This window comes from Burkholderia sp. AU19243 (assembly GCF_018148075.1).
GTDB classification, from domain to species: domain Bacteria; phylum Pseudomonadota; class Gammaproteobacteria; order Burkholderiales; family Burkholderiaceae; genus Burkholderia; species Burkholderia latens_A.
Map to the genome: position 1 here is coordinate 496,041 of NZ_JAGSTV010000004.1, position 26,684 is coordinate 522,724.

18 protein-coding genes are annotated in these 26,684 nt (G+C 66.6%); 8 read left to right on the plus strand and 10 right to left on the minus strand.

What is annotated here, in order from left to right; translation table 11 throughout:
- The first annotated feature begins 16 nt into the window (after positions 1-16).
- Complete coding sequence (locus KDW55_RS11005) at positions 17-310, plus strand: antibiotic biosynthesis monooxygenase family protein (RefSeq protein ID WP_038571754.1); 294 nt, start codon at positions 17-19, stop codon at positions 308-310.
- A gap of 168 nt (positions 311-478) precedes the next feature.
- Positions 479-1,213: an ABC transporter substrate-binding protein gene (locus KDW55_RS11010; protein ID WP_038571751.1), complete on the plus strand. Its 735-nt coding sequence runs from the start codon at positions 479-481 to the stop codon at positions 1,211-1,213.
- A gap of 45 nt (positions 1,214-1,258) precedes the next feature.
- Here the strand turns inward: KDW55_RS11010 and KDW55_RS11015 are convergent, their stop codons facing one another.
- From KDW55_RS11015 to KDW55_RS11035, 5 genes are all read right to left on the minus strand, one after another.
- On the minus strand, positions 1,259-2,161 hold the full coding sequence (locus tag KDW55_RS11015; RefSeq protein WP_059545602.1) for an NAD(P)-dependent oxidoreductase: 903 nt from the start codon (positions 2,159-2,161) through the stop codon (positions 1,259-1,261).
- A 163-nt stretch (positions 2,162-2,324) separates the two neighbouring features.
- Positions 2,325-2,456, minus strand: a complete 132-nt coding sequence (locus KDW55_RS11020; protein ID WP_038571745.1) for a hypothetical protein — start codon at positions 2,454-2,456, stop codon at positions 2,325-2,327.
- A gap of 17 nt (positions 2,457-2,473) precedes the next feature.
- Entirely contained in the window at positions 2,474-3,877 is a 1,404-nt protein-coding gene (locus tag KDW55_RS11025) for an OFA family MFS transporter (RefSeq protein WP_059545604.1), read from the minus strand.
- Positions 3,878-4,408: 531 nt separating this feature from the next.
- Positions 4,409-5,470 carry an aldo/keto reductase gene (locus tag KDW55_RS11030; protein ID WP_212161490.1) on the minus strand — a complete coding sequence of 354 codons (1,062 nt, stop codon included), beginning with the start codon at positions 5,468-5,470 and terminating at the stop codon, positions 4,409-4,411.
- A gap of 70 nt (positions 5,471-5,540) precedes the next feature.
- Positions 5,541-6,131 carry a flavodoxin family protein gene (locus tag KDW55_RS11035; RefSeq protein ID WP_212161489.1) on the minus strand — a complete coding sequence of 197 codons (591 nt, stop codon included), beginning with the start codon at positions 6,129-6,131 and terminating at the stop codon, positions 5,541-5,543.
- A 118-nt stretch (positions 6,132-6,249) separates the two neighbouring features.
- Here KDW55_RS11035 and KDW55_RS11040 point away from each other — a divergent pair, with 118 nt between their 5' ends.
- Positions 6,250-7,155 carry a LysR family transcriptional regulator gene (locus tag KDW55_RS11040; RefSeq protein ID WP_059545608.1) on the plus strand — a complete coding sequence of 302 codons (906 nt, stop codon included), beginning with the start codon at positions 6,250-6,252 and terminating at the stop codon, positions 7,153-7,155.
- A gap of 106 nt (positions 7,156-7,261) precedes the next feature.
- Here KDW55_RS11040 and gcvA read toward each other — a convergent pair whose 3' ends face one another.
- Positions 7,262-8,203, minus strand: coding sequence for a transcriptional regulator GcvA (gene gcvA, locus KDW55_RS11045; protein WP_059545610.1), 942 nt, complete (start codon positions 8,201-8,203; stop codon positions 7,262-7,264).
- A 138-nt stretch (positions 8,204-8,341) separates the two neighbouring features.
- Between gcvA and KDW55_RS11050 the strand changes: the two genes are divergently transcribed.
- Positions 8,342-9,553: an MFS transporter gene (locus KDW55_RS11050; protein WP_038571732.1), complete on the plus strand. Its 1,212-nt coding sequence runs from the start codon at positions 8,342-8,344 to the stop codon at positions 9,551-9,553.
- Positions 9,554-9,558: 5 nt separating this feature from the next.
- Positions 9,559-10,455: an oxidoreductase gene (locus KDW55_RS11055; RefSeq protein ID WP_212161487.1), complete on the plus strand. Its 897-nt coding sequence runs from the start codon at positions 9,559-9,561 to the stop codon at positions 10,453-10,455.
- A gap of 214 nt (positions 10,456-10,669) precedes the next feature.
- On the opposite strand, the gene KDW55_RS11060 is transcribed toward KDW55_RS11055, so the two are convergent.
- Complete coding sequence (locus tag KDW55_RS11060) at positions 10,670-11,401, minus strand: SDR family oxidoreductase (RefSeq protein WP_069242348.1); 732 nt, start codon at positions 11,399-11,401, stop codon at positions 10,670-10,672.
- Between the two features lie 98 nt (positions 11,402-11,499).
- Here KDW55_RS11060 and KDW55_RS11065 point away from each other — a divergent pair, with 98 nt between their 5' ends.
- The 3 genes from KDW55_RS11065 (at position 11,500) to KDW55_RS11075 (ending at position 15,082) form a co-directional block, all read left to right on the plus strand.
- A complete protein-coding gene (locus tag KDW55_RS11065) occupies positions 11,500-12,426 on the plus strand; it encodes a LysR family transcriptional regulator (protein ID WP_083253043.1) in 927 nt (308 codons plus the stop codon).
- Positions 12,427-12,819: 393 nt separating this feature from the next.
- Positions 12,820-14,127: a dicarboxylate/amino acid:cation symporter gene (locus tag KDW55_RS11070; protein ID WP_038572330.1), complete on the plus strand. Its 1,308-nt coding sequence runs from the start codon at positions 12,820-12,822 to the stop codon at positions 14,125-14,127.
- A 13-nt stretch (positions 14,128-14,140) separates the two neighbouring features.
- A complete protein-coding gene (locus KDW55_RS11075; protein ID WP_212161486.1) occupies positions 14,141-15,082 on the plus strand; it encodes an amino acid ABC transporter substrate-binding protein in 942 nt (313 codons plus the stop codon).
- Positions 15,083-15,193: 111 nt separating this feature from the next.
- Here KDW55_RS11075 and uvrA read toward each other — a convergent pair whose 3' ends face one another.
- The 3 genes from uvrA to KDW55_RS29630 all read right to left on the minus strand — a co-directional run bounded on the left by uvrA (position 15,194) and on the right by KDW55_RS29630 (position 25,989).
- Entirely contained in the window at positions 15,194-21,088 is a 5,895-nt protein-coding gene (gene uvrA, locus KDW55_RS11080; protein ID WP_212161485.1) for an excinuclease ABC subunit UvrA, read from the minus strand.
- A 212-nt stretch (positions 21,089-21,300) separates the two neighbouring features.
- Positions 21,301-21,963 (minus strand): OmpA family protein, encoded by a 663-nt coding sequence (locus KDW55_RS11085; protein ID WP_212161484.1) that lies wholly within the window; start codon positions 21,961-21,963, stop codon positions 21,301-21,303.
- Between the two features lie 123 nt (positions 21,964-22,086).
- Positions 22,087-25,989 carry a YadA-like family protein gene (locus tag KDW55_RS29630; RefSeq protein ID WP_069242344.1) on the minus strand — a complete coding sequence of 1,301 codons (3,903 nt, stop codon included), beginning with the start codon at positions 25,987-25,989 and terminating at the stop codon, positions 22,087-22,089.
- Positions 25,990-26,684: the final 695 nt, after the last annotated feature.

A 26,684-nucleotide genomic window follows, 5' to 3' on the forward strand; every position in this document is an offset into this window, starting at 1 on the left:
CCCGGGAATAGCATCCATGATTCTGGAAATGGCATCGCTCGAAATCGATCCGTCGCAGGCCGAGCCGTTCGAAGCAGCGGTTCGTCAGGCGCTCCCGCTCTTTGCCCGTGCGCGCGGCTGCGGCGGCGCCGAACTGCACCGCGTGATCGAGCGCAGCGGCGGCTACCTGCTCGTCGTCAAGTGGGACACCGTCGACGACCACATCGTGCATTTCCGGCAATCGGAAGACTTCCAGGCGTGGCGGCAGCTGGCCGGGCCGTTCTTCAAAAGCCCGCCGCAGGTCGTGCACACGGAAGTCGCAGTAAAGTAATCGCAGCGGAGACGAACCGATATCCGGGCGCACTACCGCCGGTCACGTCCGGCGGTGCTTGCGATTTCCTTTCGGCGAGCACCGAAAACGTCCGCTCGCATCTCCGCATGAAACCTCGGCCGCCGCGTGCCGAGCGCACCGGCGCATTCGATCTTCATGAGTGTCTCCATGCCCATCGATCCTTCCGTCCTCTCCGCATTCACGCCGACCGGCAAGCTGCGCGCGTCGATCAACCTCGGCAACCCGATCCTCGCGAATCGCGACGCTGCAACCGGCGAGCCATTCGGCGTGTCGATCGACCTGGCGCGTGCGTTCGCCGAGCGGTTGTCGTCCGAGCTCGAACTCGTGGTGTTCGATGCGGCCGGCAAATCCGTGCAGGCGCTGACCGACGAGCGCGCTGATTTCGGCTTCTTCGCAGTGGATCCGCTGCGCGGCGAGACCGTCGCGTTCACCGAGCCGTACGTGCTGATCGAGGGCTTCTATCTCGTGCGCGACGCATCGCCGATCCGCACCAATGCGGACGTCGATCAACCGCACAATCGCGTGGCCGTCGGCAAGGGCAGCGCGTACGACCTGTTCCTCACGCGCGAACTGAAGGCCGCGCAGATCGTACGCGCACCAACGTCGCAGGCGGTCGTGCCGACGTTCGTCGAACAGCAGCTTGAAGTCGCCGCGGGCGTCAAGCAGCAACTCGAAGCCGACGCGGCGAACACTTCGGGACTGCGCCTGCTCGACGAGCGCTTCATGGTGATCCGTCAGGCGATGGGCGTGCCGAAGAGCCGCGGCGCAGCGGCTGCAGCGTTTCTCGGCGAGTTCGTCGAGGAGATGAAGGCGTCGGGCTTCGTCGCGGATTCGCTGCGGCGGCACGGGATCACCGGCGCGTCGGTCGCGCCGCCGCGCTGATCGCGGCGCGCGCGATCAGCAGCGCGCCGGTGGACGCGAACCCGCTCAGGACGACGCGCGCGCGTCGTGCGTGTGCGCCGCCATCAGCACATCGGACAATTTCAGCACGGGACAATGCGCGCCGGCGCCGGCAACGGCGTCGCGATACGTATCCGTGACGGCCGCCGCGATAGCATGAGCCGCATCGACGCCGTCGGCCATCGCCGAGTAGTACGACAAGTCTTTCAGCGCGTTCGCCATATGGAACGGCAACGCCGATGCGTCGCCGCTTTCCAGGAACGGACGCAGCCGGTTCAGTGCGGCGCCGCCGCCACCGCCGTTGGCGAGCACGTCGGCGAGCACCGCGACGTCCACGCCCGCGCGTTTCGCGCACGCGACGGCTTCCGACAGCAGCGCGATGGTGCCGAGCGAAACATAGTTGTGCAGAAGCTTCATGCTGTGGCCCGCACCGACGTCGCCCACGCGCGTGATGTTTTCGGCGAAGCACGCGAGCACGGGCCTGATCTCCTCGAACAACGCGGGCGCCGCGCCGACCAGCAGGTTCAACCGGCCCTCGTGCGCTTCCCGCGCGCCGCGCGTCATCGGCGCGTCGGCGAAGCGCCCGCCTGCCGTTTCGACAAGCCGCGCCATCCGAACGGTCGATTCGGGAACGGCGGTCGAACAGTCGACGACGATCGCATTGTTCTTCAGCCCCGCCAACACGCCGTCGTCACCGGTCAGGACCGCTTCCACTTCAGGGGAGCCCGTCACGCAAAGGATGACGACGTCCGCCTGCGCGGCCAGTTCGCGCGCGGTTCGCACCGTCCGTACGCCGCCGCGCAGCAGTTCGTCGAGCGGCTGATTGCCCGGATGTTCGACGACCGTGAGCGGATAACCGTGCTTCAGCACGTTGCGCGCAATCCCGTGCCCCATCAGCCCCACGCCGATCAGGCCAATCTGCCGTTTCATGTCATTCCCGTCAAAAGATGGCGTCGCGGCGCGGTGCGCCGGTTCGCGTTGCGCCCGTAGAAGGCAGTGCGGTACATCGCGGTCCAACCGGCATGGCCGTTGAGGCGGCGCGCGCCGCCTTCCGCGTGCACGCACCGCCGCGGCACGTACATCCTTGCCGCTTTCAGCCGAACAGCTTCATCGCGGTCGTGATCGTATTCACGACGCCCCACGCGAGCGGAACCAGCACATACAGCCAGAACACGGCAAGCACCGCCTTGTTGGTCGGGCGCATCGAAGCAACCGTTTCATTCATTCTCGCGTCTCCAGAATTTATTTGCCCGCGTCGAGCTGTGCATCGGTCATGTGATGGCGCTCGTCGACGCGCTTCACGAACAGGTTGCAGATGAAGCCGATCACGAGCAGCGACGCCATGATGTGAACCGTCATCGTGTATGCATCCGCTTTCACGACACCGTGCGCGACTTCATATGCGCGGATGTAGTTGACGAGCACGGGCCCGGCAATACCGGCCGCGGCCCACGCCGTCAGTAGCCGCCCATGAATGCCGCCGACGTACGCGGTGCCGAACATGTCCGCCAGATACGCGGGCACCGTCGCAAATCCGCCGCCGTACATCGACAGGATCAGGCAGAACGTCAGCACGAACAGCGCGATTTGCCCGGACGCGGCGAAGAGCGGCACGCAGAAGTACAGCACGGCGCCCAGCGCAAAGAAGATGAAGTACGTGTTCTTGCGTCCGACCCAGTCCGACGCCGACGCCCACACGAAGCGCCCGCCCATGTTGAACAGCGACAGCAAACCGACGAAGCCGGCCGCCGCCGCGGCGCTGACCGCACCCTTGAAGCTCTCCTGGATCATCACCGATGCCTGCCCGATGATGCCGATTCCGGCCGTCACGTTCAGGAACAGCACCAGCCAGATCAGGTAGAACTGCGGCGTCTTCAGCGCCTGGTCGATGTGCACGTGATTCGACGTGATCATCTTGTGCTTCGTCACCGCGGGCGGCGTCCAGCCTGCCGGCTTCCACCCGGCAGGCGGCACGCGGATCGCGAGCGCGCCGATCGACATCGAGATGAAGTACGCGATGCCGAGCACGACGAACGTCTCGGCGACGCCGACGCTCGACGCGCTCTTGAAATGATTCATCAGCGCGACCGACAGCGGCGCGGCGATCATCGCACCGCCGCCGAAGCCCATGATCGCCATCCCGGTCGCCATTCCGCGGCGGTCGGGAAACCAGCGGATCAGCGTCGACACCGGCGAAACATAGCCGAGCCCGAGCCCGATGCCGCCGACCACGCCGTAGCCGATGTACAGCAACATGATCTGGTGCAGTTTCACGCCGAGCGCGGAAATCAGGAAACCGCCGCCGAAGCAGCACGCGGCCGTGAACATCGTGCGGCGCGGGCCGACGCGCTCGAGCCACTTGCCGGCGAACGCCGCGGAAAGCCCGAGGAAGAAGATCGACAGCGAAAAGATCCAGCCGAGCGTGGTAAGCGACCAGTCGTCGGGGGCGGATTCGGCGATGCCGATCACTTTCGTGAGCGGACCGTTGAAGACCGAGAACGCGTAGGCCTGGCCGATGCACAGATGCACGGCCAGCGCGGCCGGCGGCACCATCCATCGCGAAAAGCCCGGCGGCGCGATGGTCGCTTCCTTCGAAAAGAAAGGCGCGGCGCCTGCGCGGGCGCCGGGATTGGTAACGCTGCTCATCAGTGGTGTCTCCGTTGGGGATCGTGGGCGATCCGTTTTGTGTGTCGGCGTGTCGACGGGGCGCGGTCTCCGCCCGTGGGATCGATGCCGCGCCATATGAAATACGGAATCATATGCAAAGGCACGTACCGGTCGATTTGCCAGCCGCTTTGGTATCGGCCTTGAGGAACTTAGTTCATGAGCATCGCAGATTCAATATGCTATTTTTTATCCTATTGAGGATGACGTCGCGACGACGGTCGTCCGGATTCGTCCCTGGGCGCCGTGCGAGCGTACCGGACGCAAAAAGATGCTTCGCGCCGCTGCGGTCGATGCGCCACGCCAAATCGCGGAGATGGTGCGCACCGGCGGAGCGGCGCACGCCTGTCGCTACACCGCAGGGGCGCCGCAAACATGCTCGCCCGGCCGCCGGGCTGCCGGGCACCGGCGCGCGCGCAAACATCGGACAGCAGGCCGTCATGCGCGGCCGCGCGTCGCTTCGACATTGCGCGTTGCCGCACGCCGCATCACGGGCGCACGTGACGTCACCGCTCACGCTTCAACGCGACGCCCGCCCGTAAAAGCCGGCGGCCGTCTGGCTGCTTCCTGCCGATCGATCATCCAGCCCGGATAGCTCGGCGGCAATGCACTCACGGCGTCCAGACGTGCAAGCTCGTCGTCGGTCAGCGCGACATCGACCGCGCCGAGGTTGTCTTCGAGCTGGTCGACCCGTTTGGCGCCGACGATGACGCTCGTGACATGCGGCTTCGCGAGCAGCCACGCAAGCGCGATCCGCGCGACCGACACGCGTCGCGCGTCGGCGATGGCGCGCATCTCGGCCACGCATGGCCACGCACGCTCGAGGTCGACCGGCGGAAAGTCGAAACGGCTGCGCCGCGAACCTTCGGCGGACGGTGCGCCCGGACCGAATTTGCCCGACAGCAATCCGCCGGCAAGCGGCGACCAGACAAGCATCCCCAACTGCTCTTCGAGCGCGAGCGGCACCAGTTCGCGCTCCACGTCGCGCCCCGCGATCGAATAATAGGCCTGCAGCGTTTCGAAACGCGTCGCGTGCAGCGCCTGGCTCAGCCCGAGCGCCTTGCCGATCTTGCCGGCGCGCCAGTTCGACACACCGACATAGCGAACCAGGCCCTGGCGCGTCAGGTCGTCGAGCGCACGCAGCGTTTCCTCGAGCGGCGTGACGGAATCGTTCGCATGGATCTGATAGAGGTCGATATGGTCGACCTGCAGCCGTTCCAGGCTTCTCTGCACCGAATCCATGATGTGCCCGCGCGATGCGCCCTGGTCGTTGGGCTTCGGACCCATCGCGCCGGCCGTCTTCGTTGCCAGCACGACTTCGCCGCGCGGCACGCCGATGTCGCGCAGCGCCTGCCCGACGAGGCGTTCGGATTCGCCGAACGAGTAGACGTCGGCCGTGTCGATGAAGTTGATGCCCGCGGCAAGCGCGCGGCCAATGAGTTTCGTCGCGTCGTCCTGGCCGACCGAACCGATCGCCGCCCACATGCCGGCGTCGGCATTGCCGCCCAATGTCATCGTGCCGAGGCACAGTTCGGAGACGTACAGGCCCGTGCGGCCCAGTTGCTTGTATTTCATGACCGTGTCCATCAGGATCGTATAAAAGGATGCAGCGGCGCGCGCGCCGGCACGCCGAATGCGCGGGATTTCAGCCGAGCCGGGCTTGCGCTGCGCGAAACTGTCCGGCGATCATCGCGACGCGTGCGCCATAGCGGCGGGCGGTCTCGAGGTCGCCCGGCGACATCTCGTCAGGCGACGCATCGGCCGGCGTCTGCGCCATCGGCGCGATATAGGAGCCCATGCGGTTCAGGTCGTCACGCAGCGACGCCTTCAGGTTCGCCGGCTTGATGTCCATGCTCACCCAGATGCCGCCGTGCTGCCCGGCCAGCAGCACGAAGTACTCGAGCGTGTTCAGCTTGTCGCCGTTGATGCTCGCGCTGTTCGTGAAGCCGCCGAAGATCTTGTTGCGCCACGCGCCTTCGAACCACGCCTTCGACGACGCGTCTGCGAATTTCTTGAACTGCCAGCTCGGGCCGCCCATGTACGTCGGCGAGCCGAACACGATCGCGTCCGCGCTCGCGAGCGTGTCCCATGCGTTGTCCGCAATGTTGCCGTCGGCGTCGATCGCGACGAGCGCGGCGCCGGCGCCTTCGGCGACCGCCGCGGCCATTCGTGCGGTATGCCCATAGCCGGAGTGATAGACGACGGCCGTTTTGGCCGGCGAGGTGTGTTGCGTCATGGTTGCGTCCTTTCGCTCAGGTTGTCGTCGGGCGACGACATCGAAAGGCACTCTACCGAGCCGCAACTGAGTTATAAATGATGATCGATTGAACGTACTGTTACTCTTCGAGTGAACAATGCAAAATCTCGACGCGCTGTTGATCTTTGCCCGAGTCGCCGAAATGTCGAGCTTCACGCGGGCGGCCGAAAGCCTCGGCATCCAGAAAGGCCGTGTGTCGATGGTGGTCCGCACCCTCGAGCGCGACGTCGGCGCCGCGCTGTTGCACCGGACGACGCGCAGCGTGCAGTTGACCGAAGACGGCCGCGCGTTCTATTCACGTGCTCGCGATCTGCTGGCCGAGGTGCAGGAACTGCAATCGATGTTCTCCGGCGACGGCACGCGCGTGCGCGGACGACTGCGCGTCGACATGCCGACCGAGCTCGCACGCAGCGTCGTGGTGCCCGCGCTGCCGCAACTGATGGCCGCGCATCCGGAGCTGGAACTGGAGTTGTCGAGCACCGATCGGCGTGTCGATCTCGTGCAGGAAGGGTTCGATTGCGTGATCCGTCTGGGGCCGATCGTGGACGAGACACTGATTGCGCGGCCGCTGGGCCGGCTGCGGATGATCAATGCGGCGAGCCCCGGGTATCTGGCGCGGTATGGCGTGCCGCATACGCTCGACGATCTGCTCGCCCACGGCCACCGGATGGTTCACTACACGCTGACACTCGGCGCGCGGCATCCCGGCTGGGAATATCCGACCGGCGACGGCTATGCGACGCTCGCGTTGCCGAGCGCGATGCAGGTCAACAACGTGCAGACCTATCATGCGGCCGGGCTTGCCGGTCTCGGGTTGATCCAGGCCGGATATTCGGGGATCGCGAGTCACATCGAAAGCGGTGCGCTGGTCGAGGTGCTGCCGGCGCTGCGCCCGGAGCCGCTCGCGGCGTCACTCGTCGTCGCCCATCGGCGCAATCTGTCGCCGCGCGTGCGGGCGTTCATGGACTGGATCGAGCGCGTGCTGCAACCGTATTTCGCTTAGGCGGGGCGGGCGGGTTTGCGGACGCTGCGGACCAGTGCGGTTGAACGTCTGTCGCCGTGGCCGCAAACAGGCGATCCGCTGCGCACTCGAGCGGTGGCGCGTGGATTCATGCCGGCGCGTGCCCGGCCTCCTGGCTCGCCGCGCGTTCGATCCACCGGGCGAACACGGACACTGCGGCATCGTCGGCGCGATCGGCGTTCGTCACCAACATGTAATCGTCGGCACGCCAGACCGGCGACGCGAGCGGACATACGAGCCGCCCCTCCGCCAGGTCGCGGCCGATCAGCGGCAACGACGCCAGCGCCACGCCGAGGCCTTCGATCGCAGCACCCAGCTGAAGATTCACGTGATCGAATTCGACGTCGCGCGCCGGCCGCAGATCGGCGGCGCCCGCTTCCTTCAACCAGTGTGTCCACGCGGAGCGCGTCGTGGCCGAATGCAGCAGCGTGTGATGGCGCAAGTCGGCCGCCGTCTGTATCGGCTGCTTGCGCAGCAATACGGGATTGCAGGCAGGCACGCGCAAGTCGGGCATCAGCGGGCGCGATTCGATACCAGCCCCTTGCTCCGGGCCGGACCGAACCCCGATATCGAAAGCGTCGGCGACATAGCGCAGCTTGCGCGACGTCGTCGACACCCTCACGTCGATGTCCGGGTATTGCGAATGGAAATCGGCGAGGCGCGGCAGCAGCCAGCACAGCGCGAAGCTCATCGGCACGTTCACGCGCACGATGCCCGAGATCCGGTGCGTAGCCGTGTTGTGGCGCAGCCGCACCGCTGCGCTGCCGAGGCGCTCGAACGCGTGGCTGACGTCGTTCAGCAATGCGGCGCCTTCGTCGGTCAGCACGACACCGCGCGGACGACGGTCGAACAACGGCAGGCCGAACCAGTTCTCCAGCAATCTGATCTGTTTTCCGACGGCCCAATGCGTCACGTGCAATTCCGCCGCCGCGCCAGCGAAGCTGCCGTGCCTCGCAACCGCATCGAAAGCGCGCAATGCGTTCAGCGGAGGGAGCTGGTCCCGGTTCTTCGCATCGGGGCTTTCGTTCATGACGTGACTTTTTCTCTCTGTTGACGCGATTTTAGCTCAATTGAAGTGGCCGCCACGTCGGCCATAGAATTGACCGTCCCAGCCTGAAAACCAAACCACGAGCGGCTTACGTCAGCAACTCGTGCGGAGAGAACGACGATGAGCTTGCCGGTTTTTTCCCCTTCCGCGACACCGGACACCACGTCGTCACGACCGCGCGTACTGTGGTTGTCCTGCGTCGCGCACGCGATCCACGACGGCTACACGGACATGATTTACGCGCTGCTACCCGTATGGCAGTCGGAGTTCGGCCTCGACTTCGCTGCGTTGGCGATTCTGCGCGGCGTGTATGCCGGCACGATGGCGGCGCTGCAGTTGCCTGCGGGGCGTGTCGCACAACGTCTCGGCAGCCGCGCGCCGCTCGCCGCCGGCACGCTGCTCGCCGCGCTCGGCTATGCGCTCGCCGGCCTGTCGGGCGGGCTGCTCGGTTTGTGCGTCGCGCTGGCGATTTCGGGCGCAGGGTCGAGCACGCAGCATCCGATCGCTTCGGGCGCGATCTCGCGCACCTATGGCCGCGACGCACGGGGCCCGCTGAGCATCTACAATTTTTCCGGCGACCTCGGCAAATCCTTGCTGCCGGCCGCCATCTCGCTGTTCGCGACGATGATGCCGTGGCGTCATGCGCTATGGATCGTCGCCGGATGGGGCTGCGTCGTGGCTGCGATCATCGCGCTCCGGTTTCCCGCGGTGCCGCGCGGCCCCGCGAAGACGACCAGCGCCGAGCACGCGACCACTGCACGCAAGCGCACCGGCACGAGCGGATTTCCCGCGCTGTTTTCGATCGGCGTGCTCGATACGGCGGTACGCATGGGGCTGCTTACGTTTCTGCCCTTCCTGCTCGGTGCGAAGGGCGTGTCGCCTCAATTGGTCGGAACGGCTCTCGCGCTGGTGTTCATTGGCGGTGCGGCCGGCAAGTTCGTTTGCGGCTGGCTGGGCGCGCGCATGGGGGTGGTGAAGACGGTGCTGCTCACGGAGGGCGGCACGGCCGCATGCATCGTCGCGGTGATGTATCTGCCGCTGCCGCTGACGATGGTGCTGCTGCCGATCCTCGGCATGATGCTCAACGGCACGTCCTCGGTGCTGTACGGAACCGTTCCGGAGATGTCCGCGCCCGATCGCACCGAGCGCGCGTTCGCGATTTTCTATACGGGAACGATCGCATCCGGTGCGTTATCGCCTGTTCTCTACGGCTTGCTGGGCGACCGGATCGGCGTGCATGCCGCGACGTATGCGACCGCATTGACCGCCCTCGCGATTTTTCCGCTTGCGTTCGCACTGCGCCCGCATCTGGCGGACCAACGGACAGGATGAACACCATGACAGAGGATGACTACCGCAGCGTCGCCATCGTCGGGCCGGGTGCAATCGGCACGACCATTGCCGCGGCGCTTCATGAAGCCGGCCGCACGCCGGCGATCTGCGGCCGCTCGGCGCACGAGCGGCTGACGTTGCGCTTCGACGGCGGCGAGATCGTCGTGCCCGGGCCCGTGCTGACAGATCCGCAAGCGATCGACGAGCGGTTCGACGTTGTATTCGTGGCAGTCAAATCGACGCAGGTCGCGAGCGCGGCGTCGTGGCTCCCCGCGCTATGCGATGCGAACTCCGTCGTCTGCGTGCTGCAAAACGGCGTCGAGCAAGCAGCCGCGTTCGCGCCGTATTCGGTCGGCGCTGCGGTGGTGCCATCGGTGGTCTGGTTTCCCGCGCAACGCGAAGCGGACGCGTCGGTGTGGTTGCGCGGCGAACCGCGCGTCACTCTGCCCGACACGCCGGCGAGCAACGCGGTGATCTCGGCGTTGCGGGGCACGCGATGCTCGGTCGAGGTTGCGGAAGATTTCATCTCGCTCGCGTGGCGCAAGCTGTTGCAGAACGCGGTGGCGGGCCTCATGGTGCTGACCGGCCGCCGCGCCGGCATGTTCTCGCGAAGCGACATCACCGAACTGGCGCTTGCGTACCTGCGGGAATGTCTCGAGGTCGCCCGCGCGGAAGGTGCGAAGCTCGGCGATGAAGTGCCCCGCGAGATCGTCGACGCGTTCCATCGTTTCCCGCCAGATTTGGGGACGTCGATTCTCGCCGATCGGCAGGGCAATCGCCCGCTCGAATGGGATTGCCGAAATGGAGTCGTGCAGCGATACGGACGAATTCACGGCATTCCGACGCCGATCAGCGACCTGATCGTGCCGCTTCTCGCCGCCGCCAGCGATGGCCCCGGTTAGTGGCAGGAACGCCCTTATCCAGCGGGCCCGCCTGCCCCGCGCGGTGGAAATCCTTGACGGTGACATCGATCGTCAACATGGATTCATGCATGTCCGATCCGGGTTGGCCGGCACGCGCGCCGGGCATCGCGCGTGCACGGCCAATCCGCAACAGCGGTTCAGCAGTTGCCATGGTGACCCGCATGTCGGGAAAGGATGGACGACATGCGCAACCTCAGAAATCCTGCACGGTGGGACGAATCACGATCTCGTTGACGTCGACCGAAGGCGGCTGCTCGATCGCATACGCGATAGCCTGCGCGATGGCATCGGCCGGAATCGCCATCTTGTAGAAATCGACGACGAAGTCGCGGCTCTCGTCGTGCCCCGAGCCGAACTTCAGCTCCGTGTCGATCGCTCCCGGTGAAATCACGGTCGTGCGGATCTTGCCGCCGACTTCGTGACGCAAGCCTTCCGAAATGGCCCGGACCGCGAACTTCGTGCCCGAATACACGGTACCGCCGGGGCTGAAGACCTTCAGCCCGACGACCGACGCGATATTGACGAAATGGCCGGATTCCTGATTTTCGAAAACCGGCAACGCGGCCGCGACGCCGTACAGGAGACCCTTGATGTTGATGTCGATCATCCGATCCCATTCGTCGGTCTTGCGCAACGACAACGGCGCGATCGCCATCAGTCCGGCGTTGTTCACCATTACGTCGAGGCGCCCGTGTTGCGACACGACATCGGCGACGAGGCGATTGACCTGCGCCTGGTCTGTCACGTCGACCTGATGGACGGATACATTACCGCCCTTTTCCCGGATTTCCGTCGCGATGCGTTCGAGATTTTCCAGCCTGCGTGCGGCCAGCGCGACAGTGGCGCCGTTTGACGCGAGGCGCTTGGCGGTGGCTTCACCGATTCCGCTGGAAGCACCGGTAATGACGACGACTTTGTTAGCCATGATTGCTCTCCTTGGGGTTGTGGGACTGCGTGGAGAGAAGTGTCGTCCTCGGCGCGATTTTTGATTAGACTGGAATGTCTGAAATGACTTTTCCATCCATGCAAAAATCCCACAAGAGCGAACTGGCCAATCTGAACGACATCGCCGTCTTTGTCCGGGTAGTGGAATTGGGAAGCTTCAGCCGGGCGGCGCATGCCCTTGGAATGCCGGTCTCGACGGTCAGCCGCAAAGTGACGGCGCTCGAGGAGCGTCTGGGCGCGACGCTGCTGCAGCGGACCACCCGGAAGCTGAGCCTGACCGCGCAGGGCCGCGCGTATTTCGACGCGTGCAGCGAGCCGCTGACTCACCTCTACGACGCGGAGCGCGTGATCACCGAAACGCAGAAGAAGCCCGAAGGCCTGCTTCGCATCTCCGGCCCGGTGATGCTCGAGCAGGAACCGTTTTACGATTTCCTGTCGTCGTTTCTGAGCGCCTATCCGCACATCCATGTGGATCTCTACTTCACGAACGCGTTTCTCGACCTGATCGCCGAAAACATCGACGTCGCGATCCGCTTCGGTGACTTGCAGGACTCGAGCCTCGTCGCGCAACGGATCGGCCGGAGCGTCCGGTATCTGGTCGCGTCGCCGGAATACGCGCGAGCGCACGCGCTGCCGTCGCGGCCCGACGATCTCGCGCGACATGCGTGCGTGATGATGAACGCGCGCAACAACGAGACGGAGTGGCATCTCGTCAACGGCCGGAAATCGGTGAAGGTGCATCTGACGGGGCCGGTGGCCGCGCGCGACTTTCACGTCGTCAGTGCATTTGCGCTTCGTGGGCACGGCATCGCGCTGCTTCCGTCGAACTATTGCGACCCGCATATCGCGACGGGAAAACTCGTGCGCGTGCTGCCGGCCTGGTCCTCGCCGGAAATATTCGTTCATGCCGTTTATCCGACACGGCGGTTCATGCCGTCGAAGCTGAAGGCGTTCCTGGATGCGCTCAAAGGGTGGGACGGCCCGCTCTGGCTGCCATTGCGATGAGGTGCGGTTCGCGTGCCACGCGAGCATGCGACTGCGGCTGTCGTTGCTCCGGCATCGGTATCGCTGGCTCCAGCGATGCGACCGTACCTGCGGTAATCGGGCGACGCCAGGCGCCCGGGGCTGCGCGTGCGCTTTACGGGACTCAGGCGGCGCCGACGTGACGCGCACAGTCGACTCGCCAGCAGTCGAACAGCCGGCGTGCTGCTCCGCACAAACCGGTATCGGGTTGCGCCGATGCCGGGCCCGAAGCGCCACCCTCGCATTCGCCGTCGCCCGATCGGCGTCGCCCCGGCGCTAGCGCAAACCCGGCCCCGGTTGCACTGTTCATCGCCATTCTGGTCCTGTATCGTCCTTCCATCCCCGATGGCGAAACCGGTGCATGGGAGGCTCACGATGCGGAAAAAGAATGCAGCAGCCGTCTGGATCCTGATCGCGATGGTGGCAGGCATCGTGATCGGCTACATGATCTTCACGAGCTTTCCCGACAAGAAGGCCGCCGCCGAAATCGCCGGGTACATCTCGCTCGTGTCCGACGTGTTCCTGCGGCTGATCAAGATGGTGATCGGGCCGCTCGTGTTCTCGACGCTCGTCGTCGGCATCGCGCACATGGGCGACGCGGCTTCGGTCGGGCGCGTGTTCGTGAAAGCGTTCGGCTGGTTCGTCACCGCGTCGCTGGTCTCGCTGCTGCTCGGGCTGCTGATGGCGAACCTGCTGCGGCCCGGCGACAATCTCGGCCTGCCGCTGCCGGACATCGGCGCATCGGCGAACCTTGCGACGTCGAAGTTCACGCTGAAGGACTTCGTCGGCCACATGGTGCCGAAGTCGTTCGCCGAGGCGATGGCGAATAACGAAATCCTGCAGATCGTCGTGTTCTCGATGTTCTTCGGCGTGGCGCTCGCCGCGCTGGGCGACCGCGGCAAGATCCTGATCGCCGCGATCGACCAGCTGTCGCACGTGATGCTGAAGATCACCGGCTACGTGATGAAGCTTGCGCCGCTCGCGGTGATGGCGGCGATGGCCGCGACCGTCGCGGTCAATGGGTTGTCGGTGCTGCTGAAGTTCGCGGTGTTCATGGGCGACTTCTACGTGAGCCTGTTCCTGCTCTGGGCATTGCTCGTCTGTGCCGGGTTCGCGTTCCTCGGGCGCAGAGTGTTCAAGCTGCTGGTGCTGATCAAGGAAGCGTTCATGCTGTCGTTCGCGACGGCCAGCTCCGAAGCCGCGTATCCGAAGATTCTCGACGCGCTCGACCGGTTCGGCGTGCGACGCAAAATCTCCAGCTTCGTAATGCCGATGGGTTATTCGTTCAACCTCGACGGCTCGATGATGTACTGCACGTTCGCGTCGCTGTTCATCGCGCAGGCGTACAACATCCATCTGTCGCTGGGCACGCAGATCACGATGCTGCTCGTGCTGATGCTGACATCGAAGGGGATGGCCGGCGTGCCGCGCGCCTCGCTCGTCGTTATCGCGGCCACGCTGCACCAGTTCGGGCTGCCCGAAGCCGGGCTGCTGCTGATTCTCGGCGTCGATACGTTCCTCGACATGGGACGCTCGGCCACCAACGCGGTCGGCAACTCGATTGCCAGCGCGGTCGTCGCGAAGTGGGAAGGCCAGCTTATGTCCGAAGCGGAAGCCGAGGCCAACGCGGCGCGCATCGAAGCCGAACAGGAAGCGACGATCGCACATCCGACCGAAGTCTGACGGAGGCCCGGCGATGAAGATGCAGCGATTCTGGCGTGCGCTCGCGCTCGCGGGCCTGCTTGCCATCGGCGCGACCGCGCGCGCGGAAGATGCGCCATCGACGCTGCCGCGCGTCGAGCCGTTCGCGCCGGCGCAACTGACCGGCACGCTTGCGAAGGTGCGCGGCAGCGGCACGATCGCACTCGGCTATCGCGACGCGTCGATCCCGTTCTCGTATCTGAACGCGCGCAACGAGCCGATCGGCTATTCGATCGAGCTGTGCAAGGCGCTCGTGGCGTCTATCGAGGACGCGATCAACCGGAGCCTGACGATCCGCTGGGTGCCGGTCACGTCAGACAACCGCATCGACGCGGTGGTCAGCGGCAAGGTCGATCTGGAATGCGGCTCCACGACGAGCAACCTCGAGCGCCAGAAGCGCGTGGCGTTCTCGCCGATCATCTTCGTGGCCGGCACGAAGGTGATGGTGAAACGCGGCGCGCCGATCCGCTCGTTCCGCGATCTCGCGGGCCGGAAAGTCGCGGTGACCGCCGGTACGACCAACGAGAAGGCGCTGCGCGATCTGGACGAGCGATTCCGGCTTGGAATCCAGCTGCAGGTGGTGCCCGACCATGCGCAGGGCTTCGCGCTCGTCGCGAACGGCGGCGCCGACGCGTTCGCGACGGACGACGTGCTGCTGTATGGGCTGATCGCAGAGAATGCGGGCAAGGGCGGACAGTACGACGTCGTGGGCGACTTTCTGTCCTACGACCCGTACGGAATCATGTTTCGCAAGGATGATCCGCAGCTCGCGCAGGTCGTGAAAAGCACGTTCCAGGAGCTGGCCCTCGACGGCGAAATCGCGCGTCAATACAAGCGCTGGTTCCTGCGCCCGCTTCCATCGGGTGTGAGCCTCAATCTGCCGATGAGCCCGCAACTGGAGACCATCATCGAGACGATCGGCGTGAAGGGGGAATGAGCGGCCGCGACATGAGCGACGCACGATGCGCGGCCCCGATGCCCGAACCGGGCTGATCCGACATCGGGGCCGCATGCCGTACACCGCTCGCTGCACGGCACGCGCCCGCGTTCAGCCGACCCGCGCCGCGCCCTGCCGCTCCGCCTCGACGTCTGCGCTCGCCGTTCGTGCCAGCACCGGCTTCAGCGCCTGCCCGGTATGGCTCGCCTTCACCTGCACGAGCCCTTCCGGCGGCGCCGCCGCGACGATCGTGCCGCCGCCCACGCCGCCTTCCGGACCGAGATCGATGATCCAGTCGGCTTCCGCGATCACGTCGAGATCGTGCTCGATCACGACGACGCTATGACCGCCGTCCACCAGCCGGTGCAGCACGCGGATCAGCTTCGCGACGTCGGCCATGTGCAGGCCAACCGTCGGCTCGTCGAGCACGTACAGCGTGTGCGGCGCCTTCTGCCCGCGCCGCGTGATGTCGTCGCGCACCTTCGTCAGCTCGGTGACGAGCTTGATCCGCTGCGCCTCGCCGCCGGACAGCGTCGGCGACGGCTGACCGAGCGTCAGATAGCCGAGACCGACGTCCTTCATCAGCTGCAGCGGATGCGCGATGTTCGAAATCGGCGCAAAGAACTCCACCGCTTCGTCGATTTCCATCGTCAGCACGTCGCCGATGTTCCGGCCGCGCCACGTAACCGCGAGCGTTTCCGGATTGAAGCGCTGTCCGTGGCACACGTCGCACGGCACCTTCACATCGGGCAGGAAGCTCATTCCGATCGTGCGCACGCCTTGGCCTTCACACGCCGGGCATCGCCCGTCGCCGGTGTTGAACGAGAAACGCGACGCGCTATAGCCGCGCGCCCGCGCTTCGAGCGTATCGGCGAACAGCTTGCGGATCGTGTCCCACACGCCGATGTACGTGGCCGGACACGACCGCGGCGTCTTGCCGATCGGCGTCTGGTCGACTTCGAGCACGCGGTCGATCTGCTCCCAGCCGCTCAGCGATTCGCAACCCTGCCATCCATGCGTGACGTCGAGCGACGGCCGCGGCACGCTGCGCGCGAGCACGCTCGAACGCCGGTTCGTGGCAGGCGCGTCCTGCTGCGCGGCCTTGCGCGCGCGGCGCGTGGCCGGCGACGACAGCACCGAACGGCCGACCGCGTCGAGCAGGTTCGTCATCAGCACGTCGCGCGCGAGCGTCGACTTGCCCGACCCGCTGACGCCCGTCACTGCGACGAGCCGCGCGAGCGGAATGCCGACGGTGACGTCGCGCAGGTTGTGCAGCGTCGCGCGATGGACCGTAAGCCAGCCGTCCGGCACCGCCGCTGCGCCCTTTTTGCCGGCCACGCTCACCGCGCGGCGCGGTTGCAGCGGGTGCGTCATCGGGTGCGCAAGCAACCGGCCCGTGACCGAATCCGGCTGCGCTGCCAGGTCGGCGACCGCACCCTCGGCGACCAGCGTGCCGCCGCGCTTGCCGGCGCCCGGGCCGACGTCGATGATGTGGTCGGCGCGGCGAATCGTGTCCTCGTCGTGCTCGACGACGACGAGCGTGTTGCCCTTGTCGCCGAGCTTGCGCAGCGCGTCGAGCAGAATCTGGTTGTCGCGCGGATGCAGGCCGATCGTCGGCTCGTCGAGCACGTAGCACACGCCCTGCAGGTTGCTGCCGAGCTGCGCGGCGAGCCGGATCCGCTGCGCTTCGCCGCCCGACAGGCTCGGCGCCGCGCGATCGAGGCTCAGATAGCCGAGCCCGACTTCCTCGAGAAACGCGAGGCGGCTGCCGATCTCGCTGACGATGTCGCGCGCGATCTGCGCGTCGCGGCCGGTCAATTCGAGCGCATCGATCCAGCGGCGCGTGTCGGACACCGTCCACTGCGCGACCTCGACGATCGGATGCGCATCGAACGTGACCGCACGCGCGGACGGGTTCAGGCGCGTGCCGCCGCAATCCGGGCACGGCTCGTTGCCGACGCCTTCCGGTTCCTGCTCGTCCGACGGCAAGGTTTGCTCGCGGCCGCGATCGTCGCCGGCGAGTAGCGTGTCGTCGTAAGCGGCGCGCTGTTCGCGCGTGAGCGTGACGCCGGTGCCGACGCAGGTCGTGCACCAGCCGTGCTTGCTGTTGTACGAGAACATCCGCGGATCGAGTTCCGGGTAGCTCGTGCCGCACACCGGGCACGCGCGCTTGACCGACAACACCTTGACCTCGCCGACGCACGCGGTCGAATGATCGTTCTGCATCGCGTGGTGCAGCCCGTCGAGCGGCGCGAGCAGGTGCACCACACCCTTGCCGAGCTCCAGCGTTTCGTCGAGCAGGCGCCGCAGCTCGGCCTCGTTGTCCGGCGACACGACGATATCGGCGACCGGCAGCTCGATCGTATGTTCGCGGAAGCGGTCGAGCTTCGGCCACGGATCGACGGGGACGAACTCGCCGTCCACCCGCAGATGCGTGCTGCCGCGCGCTTTCGCCCACTTCGCGAGATCGGTGTAGACGCCCTTGCGGTTCACGACGAGCGGTGCGAGAAAGCCCACGTGTTCGCCGCGATGATCGCGCAGCAGTTGCGCGGCGATCGATTCGACGGTTTGCGACGTGACCGGCGTGCCGTCGTGAATGCAATGCTGGAGCCCGAGCTTCACGTACAGCAACCGCAGGAAGTGCCACACCTCGGACGTGGTCGCGACCGTGCTCTTGCGGCCGCCGCGCGACAGCCGCTGCTCGATCGCGACGGTCGGCGGAATGCCGTACACGGCGTCCACTTCCGGCCGCCCGGCCGGCTGCACGATCGACCGCGCATATGCGTTCAGCGATTCGAGATAGCGGCGCTGGCCTTCGTGGAACAGGATGTCGAATGCGAGCGTCGACTTGCCGGAACCCGACACGCCGGTAATCACGTTGAACTTGCCGTGCGGGATGTCGACGTCGAGCGCCTTCAGGTTGTGCTCGCGTGCATTGACGATCCGCACGACGTCCTCGCCCTCGATCGCGCGGCGCTCGCGCGCGGCGCTCAGCACGGCCTGCAGCGGCACGCCTTCGTCGGCGAGCGCAGTTTCGCCGTCCATCGCGCGGTCGTACTGCAGCAGCGCGACACCCGTATGCGATTCCGCGCACGCCTTCACGTCGTCGGGCGTGCCCGCGCAGAGTACGCGGCCGCCGCCGTCGCCGCCTTCCGGACCGAGATCGATCAGCCAGTCGGCCGCGCGTATCACGTCGAGGTTGTGCTCGATCACGATCAGCGAATGGCCGGCCGCGAGCAGCTTGCCGAACGCCTGCATCAGCTTCGCGATGTCGTCGAAGTGCAGCCCGGTGGTCGGCTCGTCGAACATGAACAGCTTCGCGCGCGCGATCCGTGCCTCTTCGCTGACGACCCGCCGCCCGCCGGCGGCGGCCGCCGATTCGGCGAGGAAGCCTGCCAGCTTCAGCCGCTGCGCTTCGCCGCCGGACAACGTCGGCACCGGCTGCCCGAGCTTCACGTATTCGAGGCCGACGTCGACGATCGGCTGCAGCACGCGCAGCACCTCGGCATCCGTCGCAAAGAACGCCGCCGCTTCGCTGACGGTCAGATCGAGCACGTCGGCGATATTCAGTGCGCGGCCGTCGCGCTCGATGCGCACTTCGAGAATCTCGGCGCGATAGCGGCTGCCGTCGCAATCGGGGCAACGCAGGTAGACGTCGCTCAGGAACTGCATCTCGATGTGCTCGAAGCCGGAGCCGCCGCACGTCGGGCAACGGCCGTCGCCCGAGTTGAAGCTGAACGTGCCCGCGCCGTAGCCGCGTTGCAGCGCGAGCGGCGCCTTCGCGAACAGCTTGCGGATCTCGTCGAACGCGCCGACGTAGCTGGCCGGGTTCGAACGCGTGGTCTTGCCGATCGGCGACTGGTCGACGAACACGACGTCGCCGACCTGGTCCGCGCCGATCAGATTGCGGAACGCCCCCGGCGACTCGGTCGCCTTGCCGTGGTGGCGCGCCATCGCCGGATACAGCACGTCCTGCAGCAGCGTCGACTTGCCGGAACCCGACACGCCCGTCACGCACACGAGCCGCTGCAGCGGAATCTCGACCGTCACGTCGCGCAGGTTGTGCTCGGTCGCGCCCTCGAGCACGATGCGCGGCGTGTTCGCGTCCACCGGGCGGCGTTCCCAGTTCGACGCATGCGCGACGTGCTTGCGGCCGCCGAGATACTCGCCTGTCAGCGTGCGCGCGGACCGGATGTCGGCCGGCGTGCCGTCGTACACGATCGTGCCCCCGCGCTCGCCGGGGCCGGGGCCCATGTCGATCAGGCGGTCGGCCGCGAGCATCACCGACGGATCGTGCTCGACGACGACCAGCGTATTGCCCGCATCGCGCAGCCGCTGCATCGCGTCGACGATCCGCGTGAGGTCGCGCGGATGCAGTCCGATGCTCGGTTCGTCGAGCACGAAAAGCGTCTTGGTCAGCGACGTGCCGAGCGCGGTCGTCAGGTTGATCCGCTGCACCTCGCCGCCCGACAGCGTGCGGCTTTGCCGGTCGAGCGTCAGATAGCCGAGCCCGACGTCGCACAGGTACTTCAGCCGCGTGCGCACTTCGGCAAGCAGCAGCTTCAGCGCATCGTCGAGCAGCGCGCTCGGCAGCGTGATCTCGTCGAAGAAGCGGCGGATGCGCCCGATCGGCAGCAGCATCAGGTCGTGCACCGTCAAGCCCGGCAGCGCTTCGAGCTGCGCGCGCGTCCAGTCGACCCCGCGCGGCATGAAGCGATCGGCCGGCGCGAGCACCGCGTCGGCGTTCGCCTTCGAGCCGAGACGCCACTGCAGCGATTCCGTCTTCAGGCGCGCGCCGCCGCATACGTCGCACGGCGTATAGCTGCGGTACTTCGACAGCAGCACACGAATATGCATCTTGTACGCTTTCGATTCGAGATAACCGAAGAAGCGTTTCACGCCGTACCACTGGCTTTGCCACTTGCCGTTCCAGTCCGGCGAGCCGTTGATCACCCAGTCGCGCTCCGCATCCGTCAGATCGGACCACGGCGTGTCGCGGCGAATGTCGGCCTTCGCCGCATAGCGCATCAGGTCGTCCTGGCATTCCTTCCACGCGGGCGTCTGCATCGGCTTGATCGCGCCGCCGCGCAGCGTCTTGCGCGCGTCAGGAATCACGAGGCCGAGATCGACGCCGATCACGCGGCCGAAGCCGCGGCAGGTCTCGCATGCGCCATACGCGGAGTTGAACGAGAACAGCGCCGCCTGCGGTTCCGCATAACGCAGGTCGCTGTCGGGATCGTGCAGGCCGGTGGAGAAGCGCCACACCTGCGGCCCGGCCACCGCGTTCGCGGCTTCCGGAGCCAGCACGTACACGTTCACGCGGCCGCCGCCGCGCTTCAGCGACGCTTCGATCGCGTCGACCACCCGCACCTTGTCGGCCTGCTGCACGCGGAAGCGGTCGGCGACCACGTCGAGCAGCTTGCGCGGGCCGGTCGGCGACGCGACTTCGCGCTGCGCCTGCACGCGCGTGTAGCCGCTCGCGGACAGCCACTGCGCGACCTCTTCTTCCGACGCGCTTTCCGGCAACTCGACCGGGAACGTGACGACGACGCGCGGATCGTCGGCACGCGTGCGCTCGACGAGTTCCGCGTAGATCGTTTCCGGCGTGTCATGCCGCACCTGCCGCGCGGTCTTGCGGTCGAACAGTTCGGCCGCGCGCGCGTACAGCAGCTTCAGGTGATCGTTGAGCTCGGTCATCGTGCCGACCGTCGACCGCGAGCTGCGGACCGGGTTGGTCTGGTCGATTGCGATCGCGGGCGGCACGCCGTCGACACGCTCGACCTGCGGGCGATCCATCCGGTCGAGGAACTGCCGCGCGTACGCGCTGAACGTCTCGACGTAGCGCCGCTGGCCTTCCGCATACAGCGTGTCGAACACGAGGCTCGACTTGCCTGAGCCCGACGGGCCGGTCACGACCGTCATTTCGCCGGTGCGCAGGTCGAGATCGAGGTTCTTGAGGTTGTGCTGACGTGCTCCGCGAATGCGGATCAGATTGCTGGATGACAATTTGCCTGCCCGTCTGAATGGAGTTAGCCGGAATTCACGGTGCCGGAACGCTGCGGCGGATGCCCGCAGGAGCGGCGCGCGTGCGGCCCGGGTCATGCCCGGGCCGCACGCGTTCGACGGATACTATACTGTATATTCATACAGTTTTCCACGGACAGCACGCGCGCCGCGTTGCGTCGCTCCACGGCACGCTCAGGCAGGCAACCTGCGACCTACTTCTGCAGCGAAATCTCCACCCGACGATTCCGCGCGCGCCCCTCCGCCGTGTCGTTCGACGCAGCCGGATTCGCTTCGCCATGCCCGGTCGCGGCGAACGCATCGGCCTTCAGCCCGTGTTCGCGCAAGTACGCGGCGACCGCATCGGCCCGGCGCTTCGACAGCGCCTGGTTGTGCGCTTCCGAGCCGGTTGCGTCGGTATAGCCGTCCACTTCCACGCGCGCGAAGTGCCTGTCGCCCTGCTGGTTCAGCAGCCTGTCGAGCGCGGCGGTGGCCGCCGGCGTCAGCACCGCGGAATCGGTCGCGAAATACGCGTCCCCGGTCAGGCTCGCTTTTTCGACCGGAGCAGCCGCGGGCGCACCGGTCGCGGCAGCCGGCGCGGGTGCCGCGCCGCACTGGAACACGAGCGAGTGCGGATCGGCGCCGTCGCGGTAAGGCGTGGTCGAATCGATGCGACGCACGGGCTCGTTGCCGCACATCCGCGTCGCGACCTTCATGCAGGTGTTGACGCTCGACAGGATCCCGTGGCAATCGACGCGGAAGGTGCGAATGCCGTCGCGCGGCTGCAGTTCGTATGCGTTGAACGTAGGCCCCGACGCGCTCGAACACGCGGCGAGGGAAACGACGGAGGCCAGCAATGCAAGATGGATGTTTTTCACTTGTTTACTCCGAGAATGCGATGGGCGCAGCGCGCGCGGCTCGATGGCGCGACCGCACGCGTGCGTTTGCGGTCGGCGCGGTCCGCTCCGGCCGAACGTGCCGGAACGAACCGCCGCACGCGATCACTTCCACTGATACAGCATGCCCGCGCCGACGACGCGCTGGCTGCCGGCGAAACCGCCGTTCAGCGTCGCCTTCAGGTTTTCCGTGATGCGCGCCTGCACGCCCACCGCCATGGCCTTCTGGCCCTGGAACGACGCGGTGCCGAGCCCCATCGCGAAATTCGAATCGCGGTCCATGTGCGGAATCGATGCCAGCGCGGCCGTCGCGGCGATACCTTCGCGCGCCATCGAATCGGTTTGCTGGATCTGCTGCTGCATCTGCGAGATCTGGTTGTTGACGGTGTTCAGCGACTGCGTGAACTGGTTCGATACGGCATTCAGCTGGTTCACGTTCACCGCGTCGGTACCCTGCGTGCCGGCCGCGACGTTCACGACCTGCCGCGGCGAATCCGCCGAGCCGACCGCGACGACGTTCGAGCGGCCGCCGTCGTTGCTGCCCGCGCCGATCGCCGTCGAGTTGTTGCCCGACGCGGTCGAGCCGACGCCGATCGCCGTCGAACCGTTGCCCGACGCCGTCGCGCTATTGCCGACCGCCGTGCTGTTCGAGCCCGATGCGACCGCCCCCGAGCCGCCCGCCGACGAGTTCGAACCGCTCGCCCCCGGCGGCACGTTGCCGCCAGGCGGGTTCGTCGTGTACTGGCCGCCGAGGTTGGTCGTGCGTTGATCGATCAGCGTCGTCAGCTGGTTCGCAATCGAATCGAGCTGCGACACGTTCACCGCATCCGTGCCGTTCTTGCCGGCGGCGAGACCCGTGATCTGGCGATTGCCGACGTTCACTTCGCCGGCCGACGACTGCGGGCTGCTCAAGCCGTAGGCAACGTAATTCGTCAGCGCGCCGACCGTGGTCAGCGACCCCGCGCCGAGCGCCACGCTGTTCGCGAACGTCGCGGATGCGCCGGCGCCGAGTGCCAGTGCATCGGTCGCGCTGCTGCGCGCACCCGAGCCGAGCGCGACGCTGCCCACGCTCACCGCGACCGCGTTCGCACCCTGCGCCACCGACTGCGCGCCGGTCGCCGTCGCACCGCTGCCGAGCGCGATCGCATCGGCCTGCGCGGAGCTCGCCGCCTGGCCGATCGCGACACCGCCAGGCGCGGTCTGGTCGACGATCGCGCCGTTGCCGATCCCCACGCCGTTGTCGCCGTTGACGACCGTGGTCGGCCCGACCGCAATCGATTCCGCGCCGACCGCCAGCGAATCGCCCGCCGTCGAATTCGCGTGGAAGTACTTCTGGCTCGTGACCGCGAACGACTGCAATGCGCCGGTCAGCTGCCGCACTGTCACCGCATCGTGCTGTCCGGTGCCGTCGGCGACGTTGGTGATCTGGCGATACGTCTTGCTCGTCGCGTCGCCGAGCGACACCGCGCCGAGCAGCGTCTGGTCGGTCGTATCGAACGGAATCGACGCGCTGCCGTTGCGGATGATGCCCGACGACGGCGCCACCGCGCGATCGGCGACCGAGCCCGCGCCGAGCGCGATGCTGCCGTCCACGCGGGAGATCGCGTTCGGTCCGATCGCGACGCTGTCGAGGCCGAGCGCCTGGCTGTCCGGCGCGGTCGAATTCGCGTGGAAATACTTGATGCCGTTCGCGTTGATGTTGTCGATCGCGGAGCCGACGTTGTTGTTGATCGTGGTGGAGCCGTCGCTGTTGTACGTCACGTACGACGGCGCGGAGATCGTGCCGGTGGTCGGATCGTAGGTGGCGCCGCCGCCGATCGCGCCGGCCGTGCTGTTGCCGAGGTTCGTGTTGTTGTTCGTGATCGAGCTCAGGCCCGTCGACAACGAACTGATGCCGGTGGACGTTGCCGTCGACAGCGACGTCAGGCTGCTGCTGGTCGAGCTCAGGCCGGTGGACAACGAACCGACGGCCGTCGACGTCGACGTGGACAGCGAGCTGATTCCGGTGGAGGTCGAAGTCGACAGCGACTGGATCGTGCTGTTGGTTGAACTCAAACCGGTGGACAACGAACCGACGACCGTCGACGTCGACGTGGACAACGAAGAGATCGTGCTGTTGGTCGAGCTCAGGCCGGTGGACAACGAACCGACGGCCGTCGACGTCGACGTCGACAGCGACGCGACCGTACTGTTCGTCGAACTCAAGCCCGTCGACAACGAACCGATACCGGTCGACGTGGACGTGGACAGCGACGTGATGCTCGACAGCGTCGACGTCGACAGCGACGTCACCGCCTGGTTTGTCGCATCGAGCTGCGAGCCGTTGATCGCGTCCGTGCTCGACGGACTGATCCGCCCGGCGGCAACGTTGGTGATCTGACGTTCGGCGCCAACGCTCCCCACGCTGACGACGCTGGTCGGATTGATGCCGTTGAAGCTGTACGTGACGCCGCCGATCGTGCCGGTCGCGGTCGGATTCGGCGCGGCCGTCACCGAGCCGGAGCCGAGGGCAACGTCGTTTGCGTTATTCGCGATGGCCGACGCGCCGAACGCGACTGCACCTGCCGCAGCGGCGGTCGACGTATTGCCGAGCGCGAGCGAACCCGTACCCTGCGCATTGTTCGAATTGCCGATCGCGACCGCGCCGTTGCCGTTCGCGGTGTTGTTCGAACCCGTCGTGACCGCGCCGGTGCCGATCGCGCTGCTCGGGTCGCCGATTGCGACCGCGCCGTCGCCGCTCACGGTCTGGCCGAAGCCGAGCGCGACGGCGCCGGTACCGCCCAGCACCTTCGACAAGTTGCCGCCGGCGATCGAGCCCGCGCCCGCGGTCGCGGCGATCGAGTTGCTGTCGCCGATCGCAACGGTCGATCCAGCCGCGGCCACGCTATTGATACCGATCGACGTCGCGTTCAATGCGGACGCCGTCGCGCCGGCGCCGAGCGCCGTGGCCGAAATGCCAGTCGAGCGCGCGAGGTTGCCGATTGCGACGCCGAACTGTTGCGTCGCGGTCGACTGAACGCCCATCGCAATCGAACTGAGGCCCGCCGCGTTGGCGTTCAGCCCATACGCCTGCGCATTGTCCGCGCCCGCCGTGGTGCCGGAGCCCATCGCGATCGAACTGGTGCCGAGCGACTGCGTGCCCGAGCCGGGCACGCCGGCGGTGCCGCCCCAACCGATGGCGATCGACGACCCGCCCTTCGCGCCGCTGTTCACGCCCATCGCGACAGCCGAATTCCCGGAAGCCAGTGCGCCGCTACCCACGGCGACGCCGGCAGCGCCCGAACTCGTTGACTGGTTGCCCAGCGCGACGCTGCCCGTGTCGGTCGCGTGCGATGCATAGCCGAGCGCGACGCTTTGCGCGCCGGTTCCGAACGCACCGAGACCGAGTGCGGCCGCATATTGACCGGAGGCCGTTGCATTGTTTCCGAGGCCGATTGCGGAGACGCCGGTCGCCGTCGCACCGCTGCCGATCGCCACCGTTCCGGACTGCGTCGCCTGCGTCTGATTGCCGAGGGCCACCGAATATCCGCCTGATCCGATTGCCTGCACGCCCATTGCAACGCTATTGACGCCCGTCGCCTGCGAGTTGATGCCGATCGCGGTCGAAGCGTCCGCGATCGCGTGCGCACCCGGGCCGAGGGCCGTGGCCGACACGCCCGTCGCCGTGGCCAGGTTGCCGAACGCGGTGGAATTCACCTGCGTCGCGATCGAACCGTTGCCGACCGCGATCGAACTCGCGCCGCCGGTGGCCGAACCCCCGCCCGCCGAGTACTGCGCGTGGGCGCCGGCATGAAAGAGCCCGAGGTACGCGGCGGCCATCGTCACGACGAATCGCCGGGGCGATAGCGCTGCCGGCGTTGCGATGGGCGCGACTGCAGGCGCGTCGGCTGCATGCGCTGAAGCACTTCGCGACGATGCCACGCGCTTGCCGCGCGCACGATCGAGCTCGGACGCCGCAACCCAGGCGCCCAGCGCTTCGTTCCAGATCGACTTGAACGACTTGTTCATCTTGTTTTCCCTCGGTTTACATGTGCTGGATGACGCGACAGCGCACGCGGACGGGCGAAAACTCCGTCTCCTTGATCGCCCGTGTCGCCACGCTTGCTTACTCACTTCGTACGACTAACTGAAAATCCGTACAGCTCTGCACGACACGCGCAATTCACGCCGCGATCACGCGGTCGCACACCGCGCGGGGCGGTCAGGCGCGACTCGCGGCGACAACCGGATCGGATCGAATCATGGAAGCCGACGTCGCCGGCGTCGTGTGAGCACGTTGCGCGGCCCGCTGCGGAAACGCGCACGCGAGCGCCATCGCACCGCATCGGCGGCGACTTCGAATTTCATGGGGATGCGTCGTTCAGACGCCACACGGACGCGCGTCGGCTCGAACCGCAGGCCGACGGTCCTGTTTCATTCGGGAGGCGGCTGACGCCGCACGCACCCCGGAACTAATGCATGCGTCGCGGGAGCGGGGACGCTGACAGCCGACACCGGGTCCAGCGATCCGGTGCTTTGATCTGCCACGCTTTTAATGTTCATGTTTTTTCGTGCCGCCTGATTCGAGAGCGCTTTGCGCGCGACCGCCGGCCATGGAATCGCATTGTCCGGCGGTCGACACGAATTCACTCACCCCTTTCCATCCAGGCACACATCCGCAAGTCCGGATTTCCGGAAATACCGATGACTGGCCGGACGACCCT

What these genes read in the sequence shown, in the direction of transcription:
- KDW55_RS11005 (WP_038571754.1), top strand. Translation starts at nt 17, where the DNA reads ATGATTCTGGAAATGGCATCGCTCGAAATCGATCCGTCGCAGGCCGAG.
- KDW55_RS11010 (WP_038571751.1), top strand. Translation starts at nt 479, where the DNA reads ATGCCCATCGATCCTTCCGTCCTCTCCGCATTCACGCCGACCGGCAAG.
- KDW55_RS11015 (WP_059545602.1), bottom strand. Translation starts at nt 2,161, where the DNA reads ATGAAACGGCAGATTGGCCTGATCGGCGTGGGGCTGATGGGGCACGGG.
- KDW55_RS11020 (WP_038571745.1), bottom strand. Translation starts at nt 2,456, where the DNA reads ATGAATGAAACGGTTGCTTCGATGCGCCCGACCAACAAGGCGGTGCTT.
- KDW55_RS11025 (WP_059545604.1), bottom strand. Translation starts at nt 3,877, where the DNA reads ATGAGCAGCGTTACCAATCCCGGCGCCCGCGCAGGCGCCGCGCCTTTC.
- KDW55_RS11030 (WP_212161490.1), bottom strand. Translation starts at nt 5,470, where the DNA reads ATGAAATACAAGCAACTGGGCCGCACGGGCCTGTACGTCTCCGAACTG.
- KDW55_RS11035 (WP_212161489.1), bottom strand. Translation starts at nt 6,131, where the DNA reads ATGACGCAACACACCTCGCCGGCCAAAACGGCCGTCGTCTATCACTCC.
- KDW55_RS11040 (WP_059545608.1), top strand. Translation starts at nt 6,250, where the DNA reads ATGCAAAATCTCGACGCGCTGTTGATCTTTGCCCGAGTCGCCGAAATG.
- gcvA (WP_059545610.1), bottom strand. Translation starts at nt 8,203, where the DNA reads ATGAACGAAAGCCCCGATGCGAAGAACCGGGACCAGCTCCCTCCGCTG.
- KDW55_RS11050 (WP_038571732.1), top strand. Translation starts at nt 8,342, where the DNA reads ATGAGCTTGCCGGTTTTTTCCCCTTCCGCGACACCGGACACCACGTCG.
- KDW55_RS11055 (WP_212161487.1), top strand. Translation starts at nt 9,559, where the DNA reads ATGACAGAGGATGACTACCGCAGCGTCGCCATCGTCGGGCCGGGTGCA.
- KDW55_RS11060 (WP_069242348.1), bottom strand. Translation starts at nt 11,401, where the DNA reads ATGGCTAACAAAGTCGTCGTCATTACCGGTGCTTCCAGCGGAATCGGT.
- KDW55_RS11065 (WP_083253043.1), top strand. Translation starts at nt 11,500, where the DNA reads ATGCAAAAATCCCACAAGAGCGAACTGGCCAATCTGAACGACATCGCC.
- KDW55_RS11070 (WP_038572330.1), top strand. Translation starts at nt 12,820, where the DNA reads ATGCGGAAAAAGAATGCAGCAGCCGTCTGGATCCTGATCGCGATGGTG.
- KDW55_RS11075 (WP_212161486.1), top strand. Translation starts at nt 14,141, where the DNA reads ATGAAGATGCAGCGATTCTGGCGTGCGCTCGCGCTCGCGGGCCTGCTT.
- KDW55_RS29630 (WP_069242344.1), bottom strand. Translation starts at nt 25,989, where the DNA reads ATGAACAAGTCGTTCAAGTCGATCTGGAACGAAGCGCTGGGCGCCTGG.